The sequence below is a fragment of the Rhodanobacter soli genome, from assembly GCF_040548735.1.
Taxonomy (GTDB): domain Bacteria; phylum Pseudomonadota; class Gammaproteobacteria; order Xanthomonadales; family Rhodanobacteraceae; genus Rhodanobacter; species Rhodanobacter soli_A.
On the sequence record NZ_JBEPSD010000001.1, the window covers coordinates 1805869 to 1819469 of the forward strand.

General features: G+C 68.6%; 10 protein-coding genes. 7 read left to right on the plus strand and 3 right to left on the minus strand.

The genetic code is table 11. The features are described from left to right. The first annotated feature begins 3 nt into the window (after nucleotides 1–3). From ABIE04_RS08135 to ABIE04_RS08145, 3 genes are read left to right on the plus strand one after another with little or no spacing between them, the layout of a single operon-like run. A complete protein-coding gene (locus tag ABIE04_RS08135; protein WP_354548478.1) occupies nucleotides 4–3165 on the plus strand; it encodes an efflux RND transporter permease subunit in 3162 nt (1053 codons plus the stop codon). Then, on the plus strand, nucleotides 3162–4595 hold the full coding sequence (locus ABIE04_RS08140) for an efflux transporter outer membrane subunit (protein WP_354548480.1): 1434 nt from the start codon (nucleotides 3162–3164) through the stop codon (nucleotides 4593–4595). The genes ABIE04_RS08135 and ABIE04_RS08140 overlap by 4 nt, the downstream gene beginning before the upstream one ends. Before the next feature lie 6 nt (nucleotides 4596–4601). Then, nucleotides 4602–5219, plus strand: coding sequence for a TetR/AcrR family transcriptional regulator (locus tag ABIE04_RS08145; protein WP_354548482.1), 618 nt, complete (start codon nucleotides 4602–4604; stop codon nucleotides 5217–5219). 41 nt (nucleotides 5220–5260) lie between these two features. Here the strand turns inward: ABIE04_RS08145 and ABIE04_RS08150 are convergent, their stop codons facing one another. The 3 genes from ABIE04_RS08150 to ABIE04_RS08160 form a co-directional block, all read right to left on the minus strand. Further along, a complete protein-coding gene (locus ABIE04_RS08150) occupies nucleotides 5261–7009 on the minus strand; it encodes an ABC transporter ATP-binding protein (RefSeq protein WP_354548485.1) in 1749 nt (582 codons plus the stop codon). 192 nt (nucleotides 7010–7201) lie between these two features. Continuing rightward, complete coding sequence (locus ABIE04_RS08155; protein WP_354548487.1) at nucleotides 7202–7813, minus strand: peroxiredoxin; 612 nt, start codon at nucleotides 7811–7813, stop codon at nucleotides 7202–7204. Nucleotides 7814–7992: 179 nt separating this feature from the next. Continuing rightward, the gene (locus tag ABIE04_RS08160; protein ID WP_354548489.1) at nucleotides 7993–9015 is read right to left on the minus strand and encodes a serine kinase; all 1023 of its coding nucleotides are present in this window, start codon (nucleotides 9013–9015) and stop codon (nucleotides 7993–7995) included. Nucleotides 9016–9212: 197 nt separating this feature from the next. On the opposite strand from ABIE04_RS08160, the gene ABIE04_RS08165 reads away from it, so the two are divergent. Genes ABIE04_RS08165 through ABIE04_RS08180 form a run of 4 tightly spaced genes read left to right on the plus strand, consistent with a single transcriptional unit; the run spans nucleotide 9213 to nucleotide 13571 of the window. Beyond that, nucleotides 9213–10751 (plus strand): B12-binding domain-containing radical SAM protein, encoded by a 1539-nt coding sequence (locus ABIE04_RS08165; protein ID WP_436410360.1) that lies wholly within the window; start codon nucleotides 9213–9215, stop codon nucleotides 10749–10751. A gap of 7 nt (nucleotides 10752–10758) precedes the next feature. Next, nucleotides 10759–12003 (plus strand): nucleotidyltransferase family protein, encoded by a 1245-nt coding sequence (locus ABIE04_RS08170; protein ID WP_354548494.1) that lies wholly within the window; start codon nucleotides 10759–10761, stop codon nucleotides 12001–12003. Nucleotides 12004–12016: 13 nt separating this feature from the next. Further along, entirely contained in the window at nucleotides 12017–12646 is a 630-nt protein-coding gene (locus ABIE04_RS08175; protein WP_354548496.1) for a class I SAM-dependent methyltransferase, read from the plus strand. A gap of 1 nt (nucleotide 12647) precedes the next feature. Further along, nucleotides 12648–13571, plus strand: coding sequence for a flavin reductase (locus ABIE04_RS08180; protein ID WP_354548498.1), 924 nt, complete (start codon nucleotides 12648–12650; stop codon nucleotides 13569–13571). Nucleotides 13572–13601: the final 30 nt, after the last annotated feature.

The window sequence follows — 13601 nt, forward strand, 5'->3', positions numbered from 1 at the left end:
CCCATGGCACGCTTCTTCATTGACCGACCCGTCTTCGCCTGGGTCATCGCGATCATCATCATGCTGGCCGGCGGCCTGGCCGTCTTCACCCTGCCGGTGTCGATGTATCCGACTATCGCGCCGCCCACGGTCGAAATCCGCGCCACCTACCCCGGCGCCTCGGCCAAGGTGGTCGAGGACTCGGTGACCCAGATCATCGAGCAGAACATGAAGGGCCTGGACGGCCTGATCTATTTCTCGGCCAACAGCTCGTCCAACGGCATGGCCACGATCACCCTGACCTTCGACAACGGCACCGATCCGGATACCGCGCAGGTGCAGGTGCAGAACAAGCTGCAGCTGGCGATGCCGCTGATGCCGCAGGAAGTGCAGCGCCAGGGCATCAACGTGGCCAAGTCCAGCTCGGGCTTCCTGCAGGTGCTCGGCTTCGTGTCCGAGGACGGCAGCATGTCCAAGGAGGACATCGACGACTACGTCGGCAGCAACCTGCTCGATCCGCTCAGCCGCGTGCCGGGCGTCGGCAACATCCAGGTGTTCGGCGCGAAATACGCGATGCGCATCTGGCTGGACCCGGCCAAGCTGGATACCTACCGGCTGTCCACCAACGAGGTCATCGCCGCCATCCGCGCGCAGAACGCGCAGGTCTCGCTGGGCCAGCTCGGCGGCACTCCGGCGGTCAAGGGCCAGCAACTCAACGCCACCATCTCTGCGCAGGACCGCCTGCAGACCCCCGAACAATTCCGCGACATCCTCGTGCGCAGCAACGGCGACGGTTCGGTACTCAAGCTCGGCGACATCGCCCGGGTGGAGATGGGTGCGGAAACCTACGACTTCATCACGCGCTACAACGGCAAGCCCGCGTCGGGCCTGGCCATCTCGATGGCCACCGGCGCCAACGCGCTGGATACCGCTGCGGGCGTGCAAAAGGCCGTCGACGAACTGCGGCCCAATTTCCCGCACGGCATGCAGGTGGTGACGCCGTTCGACACCACGCCGTTCGTCAAGGTGTCGATCAAGAATGTCGTCCATACCCTGCTCGAGGCGATCGTGCTGGTGTTCCTGGTGATGTACCTGTTCCTGCAGAATTTCCGCGCCACCCTGATCCCGACGATCGCGGTGCCGGTGGTGCTGCTGGGTACCTTCGGCGTGCTCGCCGCGCTGGGCTTTTCCATCAACATGCTGACGATGTTCGCGATGGTGCTGGCGATCGGCCTGCTGGTGGACGACGCCATCGTCGTGGTCGAGAACGTCGAACGCATCATGGCCGAGGAGGGGCTTTCCCCGCTGGAGGCCACGCGCAAGTCGATGAGCCAGATCACCGGCGCGCTGGTCGGCATCGGCCTGGTGCTGTCGGCGGTGTTCGTGCCGATGGCGTTCATGTCGGGCTCGACCGGCATCATCTACCGGCAGTTCTCGGCGACGATCGTCTCGGCGATGGCGTTGTCGGTGCTGGTGGCGATCGTGCTGACCCCGGCGCTGTGCGCGACCATGCTCAAGCCGCTGAAGAAGGGCGAGCACCACGTGGCCCACAAGGGCTTATCGGGCCGGTTCTTCGGCTGGTTCAACCGCGGTTTCGACCGCACCAGCGGCAACTACCAGCGCGGCGTGAACGGTATCCTGGCCCGGCCCAAACGGTTCATGGCGATCTTCGCCGCCATGGTGGTGGTGATGGGCGTGCTGTTCGTGCGCCTGCCCAGCTCGTTCCTGCCGGGCGAGGATCAAGGCGTGCTGTTCTCGCTGGTGCAGACGCCGACCGGCGCGACCCAGGAGCGCACGATGGCGTCGATCGAGAAGATCGAGAACCACTTCCTGCAGAACGAGAAGGGCGCCGTCGAGTCCGTCTTCAGCGTGCAGGGTTTCAGCTTCGCCGGCATGGGCCAGAACAACGGCATGGCCTTCATCAAGCTCAAGGACTGGAGCGAGCGCACCGCGCCGGAACTGCACGCGGACGCCGTGGCCAGTCGTGGCATGGGGGCGCTGATGCAGATCAAGGACGCGATGGCCTTCGTGTTCGCACCGCCAGCCATGCCGGAACTGGGCACGGCCGAGGGTTTCGCGTTCTTCCTCAAGGACAACGCCAACCATGGCCACGAGGCGCTGCTGGCCGCGCGCAACCAGCTGCTCGGCGCCGCGGCGCAGAGCAAGCTGCTGGTGGCGGTGCGTCCCAACGGCCAGGAAGACACCCCGCAACTGCGCGTCGACGTCGACAAGGAGAAGGCCGTGGCGCAGGGCCTGACAATGGACGCCATCAACGCCACCCTCGCCACCGCCTGGGGCGGGCAGTACATCGACGACTTCATCGACCGCGGCCGCGTCAAGCGCGTCTACCTGCAGGCGGAACAGGAATCCCGCATGGTGCCGGAGGACTTCAGGCGCTGGTCGGTGAAGAACGCGCAGGGCGAGATGGTGCCGTTCACGGCCTTCGCCGGCTCGCACTGGGAATACGGTTCGCCGCGCCTGGAGCGCTACAACGGCGTGCCGGCGATGGAAATCCAGGGTCAGGGCGCGCCGGGCGTGTCCTCGGGCGATGCGATGGCCGAGATCGAGCGGATCGTGAGCGAACTGCCACCCGGCTTCGGCATCGAGTGGACCGCGCTCTCCTACCAGGAGCGCCAGGCTGGTTCGCAGACCCCGCTGCTGTACACGCTGTCGCTGATGATCGTGTTCCTGTGTCTGGCCGCGCTGTACGAGAGCTGGACGGTGCCGACCGCGGTGCTGCTGGTCGCCCCGCTGGGCATTCTCGGCGCGACGCTGGCGAACACGCTGGCGGGGATGGAACGCGACGTGTACTTCCAGGTGGCGATGCTCACCACGGTGGGCCTGACCAGCAAGAACGCGATCCTGATCGTCGAGTTCGCCAAGGCCAACCTGGAAAGCGGCATGGAGCTGATCGCCGCCACCATGCACGCGGTCCGCGACCGCCTGCGCCCGATCATCATGACCTCGCTGGCCTTCGGCCTCGGCGTCTTGCCGTTGGCCATCGCTGCTGGCGCCGGCTCCGGTGCGCAGCGCGCGATCGGCACGGGCGTGCTGGGCGGCATGGCCGTCGGCACCCTGCTCGGCGTGTTCTTCATTCCGCTGTTCTTCGTGGTGGTGCAGCGCGTATTCGGCGGAAAGAAACAGCCCTCGGAAGCCACCACCTCCGTTGGAGCACCGACCCCATGAGCAAGCCCATCCTGACCTCGCTCGCGCTGGCCGTTGCGGTATTCGCCGGCGGCTGTGCCACGCTGGTGCCGCCGCTCCCCACGGCCGACTCACGGACTCCGCTGGAATGGCCGCTGCCACCCAGCACCACGGCAACCACGGCCGATGTCACGGAGGCTTCCGGCACGACCTCTTCGCCAGCACATGAGGCGCAGGCGGCCGATATCGGCTGGCGCGATTTCTTCGTCGACCCCCACCTGGCGGAACTCGTCGCCCGCGCGCTGGCCAACAACCGCGACCTTCGCGTCGCCGTGCTCAATGTCGAACGTGCACGGGCGCAGTACCGCATCCAGCGCGCGGACCGTCTGCCCTCGCTGGGCGCCAGCGCCACGCTCGAGCGCACCGGCGGCGACATCCCGGTATCGCAGACCTACACCGCCGGCGTCGGCCTGGCCGCGTTCGAACTCGACCTGTTCGGCCGCGTGCGCAACCTGAGCGAGGCTGCCCTGCAGGGTTATCTCGCGCAGGAGGAAACCCGGCGCGCCGCGCAACTGAGCCTGATCGCCGAGGTCGCCAACGCCTACCTGACGCTGGCCGCGGACCAGGAGCTGCTGCAGCTGGCCCAGGCGACGCTCGAGGCCCACGAGAAGTCACTGCACCTTGCCGAAAAGCGCCACCAGACCGGCTCGGCGTCCGCACTGGACGTCAGCCAGGTGCGCACCCAAGTCGAGGCGGCTCGCACCGACGTCGACCGGCATACCGGGCAAGTCGCGCAGGACACGAACGCACTGAACCTGCTGGTTGGGGCACCGGTGGAAACGGCCCTGCTGCCCGGCGGCATGTCCAGCGGGATCACCGGCCTGGCACCATTGCCGGCGGGGCTGCCCTCGGACGTGCTGCTCCGGCGCCCGGACGTGCAGGCAGCCGAACACCAGTTGCTCGCCGCCAACGCCAACATCGGTGCGGCACGCGCCGCGTTCTTCCCCTCAATCACCTTGACCGGCAGCATTGGATCCGCCAGTGGCGAACTGTCGGGCCTGTTCGAAAGCGGCACCCATGTCTGGAGCTTCGCCCCCAGCATCAACCTGCCGATCTTCCAGGGCGGGCGGCTTCGCGCCCGTCTCGGGGTGGCCAAGGTCGATCGTGATATCGCGCTGGCGCAGTACGAGAAATCCATCCAGGCCGGCTTTCGCGAAGTGGCAGACGCACTGGCCTTGACCACCACCCTCGCCCGCCAGCGACAATCCCAGCAGGCCCTGGTCGAGGCCGCCACGCAGGCGGAGGCGCTGTCGAAAGCGCGTTACCTGGCCGGCCGCGACAGCTATCTGACGCAATTGGATGCGCAGCGGACACTGTACGCTGCGCAAAGTGGCATGGTGGCCGTGCAACTGGCTGAGCAGACCAACCGGATCGCGCTGTACCGGGTGCTCGGAGGCGGCTGGAACGAGTAAGGAACGATGAACGAAAAACCCCGCAGCAACAAGACCGAAGCCCGCATCGAGGTGCAACGCGAACGCATCCTGCTCGCCGCGCAGCAATGCTTCATCGAGCACGGCTTCCACGGCGCGAGCATGGCCAGCATCGCCGAGACCGCCGGCATGAGCGCGGGACTCATCTACCGCTACTTCGAGAACAAGAACGCGATCATCCTGGCGATCGTGCAACAGCAACTGGAATTGCTGCGCGACGACCTCAGCCTCAACCGGAAGGTCGATCTGCCGGCGGAAATCGCGGCGCGCTACGGCACGGCCAACGCCCACCGGGAGCACGGCATGAACGCGGCGCTGCTGCTGGAGATCTCCGCAGAAGCCACCCGCGACCCCACGGTGGCAGCGGCGCTGGACGAGTTCGACACCACCCTGCGTGCGGGCCTGATCGAATGGCTGACCCGCCCCCGCGACACCGGCGGACAGGGATTGCCCGCCGAGGTGGCCCCGCCTCGCGCCTTGCTTCTGCAATGCCTGGTCGAGGGACTGAAGGTGCGGGAAACCCGTGAACCGGATCTGGATCGCGAACTGCTGGCAGCGGCCGTGGGCGAGTTCGTGCCGCTGCTGCTCAAGCCGCCGCAAAAATGAGGCGGCGGCGCTTCAAAATGAAGAGCAACTGCCGGCGATGCCTATTCGAAGCGCCCGGCTGAACCGGCCACCACCGCAGCACAGGCCGGTCTTCCGGCCACCGTGGCGACGAGGTCGTTGCCGATGGTCAGGCGCTGGTCGGCGATCGCGGCCACGCCGGGCCGGTGCGAGACGGCGATCAGGATGGTCTGCGGCAGGCGGCGCCTGATCGTCGCGAGAACCGCGGTCTCGGAGGCGGCATCGAGTGCGCTGGTGGTTTCGTCCAGCACGGCCAGGAACGGCCGGCGCAGGATGACCTGGGCCAGCAGCAGCCGCTGCAGTTCGCCGCCGGAAAGCCGGCTCGACGCGCTGTGCAGTGCGGTATCCAGCCCGTGCGGCGAATCGGCCAGCCGCTTGTCGAGGCCGACATCGACCAGCGCGCTGCGCAACATCGCGTCGGTGGCGTCGGGCGCTGCCCACAGCAGGCATTCGCGCACGGAATGCTGCCACGGCCGCACGTTCTGGCTGACGTAGGCGCCGTGGCGCACCAGCTCGCGGTACGCGTCGAAATCGAGCGGCCGGCCGTCGCGGCGCGCCACGAAAACCTCGGGCGCCATCATGCCGGCCAGCACGTCGACCAGGCTGCTCTTGCCGATGCCGGAGTCGCCGCAGATCAAGGTGAGCTCGCCGGGCGCCAGCACCAGTTCGCCGACTTCGAGCCCGCTGGGCGGCGGCGTCAACCGCATCCGCTCGATGTGCAGCGCAGCGCCTGAAGCGCCGGCGCCTGACCGCGCCGCGGACGGGTGCACCGGCGCTAGGCTCACGTAGCGCTGCCACAGCTCGAAGGCCGGCGCCGCCGAGCGCAGCTGCTGGAAGCTCTGCCGCGTCGTCACCAGGTAGGGCAGCAGGCGCCCGAGCAGCAGGCACACCGCGATCAGCGCGGACTGCTCGACCCCGTGCCAGCGATGCGCGAGCACGAACAATGCGGCGATCCCGGCCGCCGCCAGCAGTTCGAGCATCAGCCGTCCGGACGCCACCAGCTCCAGCTGGCGCCGGTAGCCGTGGCACAACCGGGCGGAAATGGCACCGTAGCTCGCCTTCTCCGCCGCCTCGCGCTCGAACGAGCGGACGTGGCGCAGGCGCCGCGGGAAATCCTCGCTGTGCCAGAACAGCCGGGTCATGTCGACGACGTACTGGCGAGCGACCATCGATTGCTCGCGGCCGTAGGCGCGCGACGCCAGCAGCCCCAGCGCCACCAGTACCGGCGCCGCCAGCATCAGCGGCGGCGAGACCCAGAACGCGAAACCCAGGCTGACGGCGGCACTGACGGCGGCGATCAGCAACTGCTGCAGGGCGCTGAAGCCCTGCACGATGAGCTCGACATTGTGGGTGAGGACGTTGGCGATTTCCGCGGATGTCGCATCTGCCAGCGAGGTCAGCGGCGCGTCGACCAGGCGCGCGTGCACCGCACGTCGCAGGTGCATGCCGTAGCGGCCGACCAGGTGCGCGCCCATCCGCGCCGCCTGCCAGCGCAACAGCGCGAAGGCGCCGGTCGCGGCGGCGAAGATGGCGGCCTGCATCTCGACGCTGCGGCGCGGGTCGAGCAGCGCGCCGCCGAACGGCAGCGTTTGCCCCGGCTGCACCAGCGGCACCAGCAGCAGGGCCGCGAGGCTGCCGGCGAAAGCCGCGCCCAGCGACAACACCACGTACGCGACGGTTTCCACCCGCTCGACGCCGCTGAGCGTGCGCGCCAGCGAACGCAGCAGATCCCCGGGCCGCTCGTGCGCCCGCGGCGACTCAGCCGGCTTCATGACGGGTCCGCGTTATCGACCGGCCAACGCGGCCGCGGTTTCGACGTACTGCGTGGCGGTTCAGGACAACACCTCTCTCCAAGCCGGAATTCCCACGCCGGTAGGTGCGGCCCGCAGAGGAAAAGGTTGCGGCAAGACCGGCCGCGGCGGGCCGTCCGTGGTCCGCACGCGCCAGCGTGTTTTCACATCCTGCTAGGGGGTCTTGCCTGCCTGCAGGCGCTGCACGATGGCCAGCGATTTTTCCACGTGCTGGTCGGGCCTGAGGTGATCGGCCTCCGAGGAAAACGTGGCGACGATCCTGCCGTCGCCGGCGATCACGAAGGTCGTGCGCGGGATGAAGGCATGGTCGATCGCCACGCCGCGCACATCTTTCATGCCCGGCTTCGCCGCGACGGTCTGGAGGTCATAGGAACCCGCGACCTTGCCGTCGGCATCGGAGGCGACCGGGAATTTCCCGGCGCAGTATTTCGGATCCGACGAAAACGCGTCGAGCCGTTTGATGCTGTCGGCCGACACGCCGATGATGGTGGCGCCGGCCGCATCGAACTTGTCCTTCGTGGTCGCGAAGGTGTGCGCTTCGAGATCGCAGCCGCCGGTGAAAGCCGACGGGTAGAAATACACCACGACCGGCCCCTTCTTCAGAGCCTCCCCGAGGGAAAAGGTGAAATGCTTGCCGGCCAGGCTGGCCTCGGCGGTGAAATCGGGTGCCGTGGCGCCCGTTTTGAGCGCGGCAAGAGCCGGCATCGCCAAAGCCAGCGCCACCAGCGCGCCCGCCGCAACCGCTCCCACAAGACGTTTTTTCATTTCCGTGACCCTCGTGAAGGGCATCGACCCGGCTCGGAACACCTCCGCGCTTCGGTCCGTTGCCCGTTGAACATCGAACTGCCCAGGTACGCCCGGCAACCTACTCCCAAGTTCTTCGCCGCACACATGCCCATCGTTACCTCTCCGGCGCAGGGCGGCGGCAAGCGCGGCCGGCGGCCTCAGCCGAGCAGCCGGCGCAAGGCGTCGACGGCGTCCCGCGGATGGCGCCCGCGGCGCAGCTGGTGGGCGCCGATCTGCTCCATCCGCTGCTGGAAGGGATGCCAGCCCGGCTGCCCTGACGCGTAGGGTTGGTCGGCGCACAGCCTTGCAGCGATCTCGCCCCCAGGGACGGCACTCAGCAGCACGTCGGGATCGTCGGCCGCCTGGCTGGAAACGAAGACCATGCCGGCCAGTTCCAGGGGTGCCGGCGCGAGGCGGCCGTGGCCCTGGCGCAGATCGGCCTCGAATTTCTCGACGCCGCTGCGGCGGCGGATGCGCGGCGCCTCGCCGATCCAGCGGCGGATCTCCCCGTCGTCGACGAAGCGCAGCGCATCGGCCTGCACGTGCACGTAATTGGCGACACCGGTGGCGAGCAGGCTTTCCGGCTGCACGAAGACCGCGTCTTCGGCGAGAAAATCCAGGCCCTGCAGCAGACTGTGCAAGGCGAGGGTCGACTTGCCCGAACCGCTGGCCCCCAGCAGCAGGATGCCGCGCCCCTGCCGGCCCACGCAGGCGCCGTGCAGCGGCACCAGGCCCAGCCCGCGCGTGGCCAGGGTGAACACGGCGAATTCGATGAGCTCGTAGCGCAGGTGGTAGGGGCGCTCGAGCATGTCCGCGGAAGCCACCACCAGGGCCTGCCGCTGTGCGGGCGCCAGCACCACGTAGTTCGACGCGTCCATCACGCCGCAGAGCAGGCCGGCGCCGGACTGCATCTGCACCGGCGGCGGCTCGGCGGCAGGCGGCGACGCGCGGCGCGGCAGCAGGCGCAGCTCGATGCGGAACTCCGGCGCGGCCGGCGGCAGGCGGTGCGGCGGCAGGCCGGCGTAGGCGGCATCGACCAGGTCCAGCAGCGCCGCGCTGGCGCTTTCGAAACGGAAACACCCGCCCATGATCTGCCGGCACAGCGAAGCGTGCCGGCGCGAGCGTTCGCCAAACGGGTCGGAAGCGGCGGCTTGGGCGCCGTGGTGCGGGTTCAGGGTCATCGTCGCCGATCGCGGGTCCAGCCTCGTTGATGGCATCGCGCCGCGCCATGCGGACACGCTGGCCGGTGTGTGCGGCTTCGGCGGACAAAGGTTGTCCCTGGCATGTACCCGCGGCCCGAATATTTTTGCCGCACGAGGCAACCGAAGGCCCGCGCCGGGGCACTTACGTCCAGGCAGCGTCGAGCGACGGCGCCCACGTGCCGGCCGTGCGCCGGTGCGCGGCCTGCCCCCATGGCTACGATCGAGGCTACTGCGAGATGCTGAGGATTCACGTCGGCCACTCCTACTTCCTGCGGTTCGACCCGAAACAGTGGGAGCGCGGCAAGCCGTATCCCCCGCTCGCCACGATCCAGGTCGCGGCGCTGCTGCGGCAGATGGGGCACGCGGTCAGCCTGTTCGACGCGATGCTTGCCGGCGGCGTCGAGGACTTCGAGGCCTCCCTGCAAACCACCCGGCCGGACGTGGTGGTGCTGTACGAGGACAACTTCAACTTCCTGACCAAGATGTGCCTGGGCCGCATGCGCGAGGCGGCCTGCCAGATGATCGCCGCGGCTCGTGCCGGCGGCGCCCGGGTGATCGTCGCCGGCTCCGATGCCTCCGACCATCCGGACGCCTTTCTCGCCGCCGGCGCGCACGCCGTGCTGGTCGGCGAAGGCATCGCCGCCCTGGCCGAACTGATCGCGCGGCTGCAGCGCAACCCGAAGGCCGACGACGACGGCTGGACCGCCGGCCTCGGCGGCGTCGCCACCCTGGTCGACGGGCAGATGCAGCTGACCCGGCTCGGCGCGCTGCCGCCGGACCCGCGGCTGGTCGGCCACCCCGCCTGGGACCTGGTCGACATCGAACGCTACCGCGCGATGTGGCACGAACGGCACGGCTACTTCAGCCTCAACATGGCGGCGTCGCGCGGCTGTCCGTTCCGCTGCAACTGGTGCGCCAAGCCGATCTGGGGCAACCACTACAACCAGCGCAGCGCGGAGGACGTGGCCGCGGAGATGAGCTACCTGAAACGCACGTTCAAGCCGGACCACATCTGGCTGGCGGACGACATCTTCGGCTTTCGCGTCGACTGGGTGGCGGAGTTCGCCGCGCACCTTCACGCCGCCGACGGGCCGGTGCCGTTCACCATCCAGACCCGCGCCGACCTGATCAGCGAACGCATGGCCGCCGCGCTCGGCGAGGCCGGTTGCGCGGAGGCGTGGATCGGCGCGGAAAGCGGCAGCCAGCGCGTGCTGGATGCGATGAACAAAGGCACCAAGGTCGCCGACCTCGTCACCGCCCGCGCACGCCTGGGCGAACACGGCATCCGCGTGGGCTTCTTCATCCAGCTGGGTTATCTGGGCGAGCAACTGGACGACCTGCTGGCCACCCGCGAGCTGATCGCGCAGGCCGCGCCGGACGATATCGGGGTGAGCGTGTCCTACCCGCTGCCGGGCACGAAGTTCTACGAGCAGGTCAAGGCCCAGCTGGGCCCGAAGACGCACTGGCAGGACAGCGGCGACCTGGCCATGATGTTCCGCGGCGCCTACGACTCGGACTTCTACCGCCGCGTGCGCGACCTGCTGCACGAGCAGGTCGCCATCCAGCAGGCCGAGCCCGCCGAACGGGCGGAGCGCCACACCGCGCTCGACGCGCAATGGGACGCGCTGATCGCCCGCGAGGGCATGCACCGCAACAAGGACGCCACGTCGCCGCCAGCCGCGTCGACGCGGCACATCGCCCTGCAGCTGCACTGACCGCGCCATGCTGCCGCCACTCAGGATCGTCCGGCACGGCTTGCGCCGCACCACCGAGGCACTCGCCGCGGAGCTGGCGCGACCGGGCGGCGCCACGCCGGCGTGGAACGAACTGGAATGGCGGCTGGCCACGGCCGTCGCCGTCGCGCACGGCGTGTCGCCGCTACTGTGCGGATGCTGCGCGTGGGAAAACCTGCCGTGGCGGCGCTTCCTGGAAAGCCAGCGCGAGCACGTCGAGTTGCGCCATCGGCGCATCGACGCACTGCTGCAGCGCATCGACGCCGACGCCCGCGCCGCCGGGCTGGCGCTGGTGCCGCTGAAGGGTGCCGCGCTGCACGCGCTGGGGATCTACGCGCCGGGCGAGCGGCCGATGGCCGACATCGACCTGCTGGTGCGCGAGGACGATGCCGCGGCGGCGATCGAACTGCTGCTGCAGCTCGGCTACGTGGAATCGTTCGCACAGTGGAAGCACCGCGTGTTCAAGCCGGCCACCGGCCAGCCATTCGCCGGGCTGGGCGAGCACCGCGACACGCCGGTCAACATCGAGCTGCATACCCGCATCCGCGAGCGGCTGCCGGTGGCGCCGGTGGACATCAGCGCGCGGGTCCATCCGCGGCAGCCGCAACCGGGCCTGAACCCCTACCCGTCGCACGGCGCGCTGATGAGCCACCTGCTGCTGCACGCCGCCGGCAACATGTGCGGCCGCAGCCTGCGCCTGCTGCACCTGCACGACATCGCACTGCTGGCGGCGCGCCTCTCCGCGGGCGACTGGAACGTGCTGTGGGACGGCGACGCCGAGCCGCCATGGTGGGCGCTGCCGCCGCTGCGGCTGGCCGCACGCCACTACCCGGAGGCGATTCCCGCCGCCGTGCTGGCCCGGCTCGAACGCGACTGCCCGCTGCTGCTGCGGACGATCTCGCGCCGGCAAAGCCTGACCCGGGTTTCGTGTTCGGAACTGTGGCTGCACGCCTTCGCCGGCATCGAGTGGTCGCGCTCCGTCCATGAAGCCGGGCGCTACCTCCGGAATCGTGTCAGCCCGCCGCAAGAAGCCCTCGAGGAGCGTGCCGACATGGCGCGCACCCAGCTCTGGCTGCAGGGGCAAGACTGGGTCACCTCGCCGCATCGCCGGCGCGTCCTGACCTGGCTCACCCGGCCGGTGCCGCGGATGGACATCTTGTACGTGGTGCGTGCGGCACTGGAGCCCCTCGCTCCAAAGAAGAGCAAGAAGCTCACCCTGGTCATTTCGAGATAGGGTCGGAAGCGACGTGCATACCGGAGAGCAATACCACGAATTCATGCTGGCCTCGCCGCGGGACCGGGCGGTGCGCGAGAGGTTTCAGAAGATGGCGCTGGACCTGCTGCCCGCGGGAGCGGACGTGCTCGACTTCGGTGCCGGCACCGGTATCGATGCAAAGGCTTATGCCGCCAACGGGCACCCGACCTTCGTGCATGAACCGTCGCAGGCGATGGGCGACTACCTGGCGCAGTACTGCCGCGACGAGATCGCCCGCAAGACCATCGTCACGGTGGCGTCGCCGCTCGCGTGCAAGGTGCAAGCCGTCACGGCGAACTTTGCGGTGCTCAACCATTTCGCGGATCACGCCGCGCTTTTCGAAGAGTTGTCGCGCGTGGTCCGTGAGGGCGGTTTTGTCCTGGCCAGCATGCTCAATCCTTATTACCTCGGTGACGCACGTTACGGCTGGTGGCGGGCGAACGTCATGAATCTCGTGCGCAGCGGCCACTACGCCATCGAAAGCGAAAGCCGCATCCATCGTTTTGCGCCACGCGTCATGGCGCGATCAGCAGCACCGTATTTCCGGCTGGAGCGCCTCGTTCCGCGCGGTTTCGGATGGGCCGCCCAGCTCTACATGTTCCTGTTGTTTCGGCGGATCTGACATGTGGAAGGATTGGATAAGGCCGTTCGTGCGTCCCCTGCCGCAATGGTCGACGCTGGCCGTCGCTTCTCCGCAGCAGGCGGTCATCGCCACCTTGCGCTGGGACGGCCAATCGGCAGACGTCACGGCGGACCACACCGTGGCGTCGCTCAAGCCGCTCGCGATCGCGACCAGCCTTGATGCCGGACAGTGTCCCGTACTCGAGTACCGCGACAGCGCGACAGGGAGGCTGCTCGGCGTTTTGCGACTGGCGCGGACCGCGTCGATCGCGACCGAGAACACCTCGCTCACGCTCTACCACGTCGCCGCGGGCGAACACCGCTGCCTCGGCTGGCCGCGGCGCCCGTGGAACGCGTGGCTGCAGAACCGCCTCATGCGGAAAAGCCGCTCGTCCAACCACTTGAACATGGAACCCGCGGTGGCACAGCAGCTGATGATCGCCTACCTGTGCCCGCGGCCGGTCGTCCTTGTCTCCGTCGACGCATCGGGTCACCACAACATCTTCCCGATGGACCTGATCGGCCCGCTGCAACGCAGCGGGCTTTTCTCGCTCGCGCTGCGCAGCACCAACGTCTCCGTGCCGACCATGCGCGAAGCGCGCCGAGTGGCCCTGTCCAGCATCCCCGCGACGATGAAGGCGGTTGTCTACAAGCTTGCCGCGCATCACAAGCAGCCGCTCGCTGACTGGAGCGAGCTTCCGTTTCCGGTTCGGCCGTCGCGGGAGTTCGGCATACCCGCCGTCGCCGCGGCGCTGCACATCCGGGAGCTGGCTATCGTGCACAGCCAGGAGGTCGGCTCGCATACGCTGTTCCTTGGCCGCCTCGTTTCCGACGACAAGCTGGCGGAAGGTACCCAGTTGCATCACACGGCCGGCTTCCACCAAGCCTGGCGCTGCCGGCAAGGCATGCCGTTTGCGGAAATCTAGCCCGCCGAACGTTATCGGCAATGTGTTGCG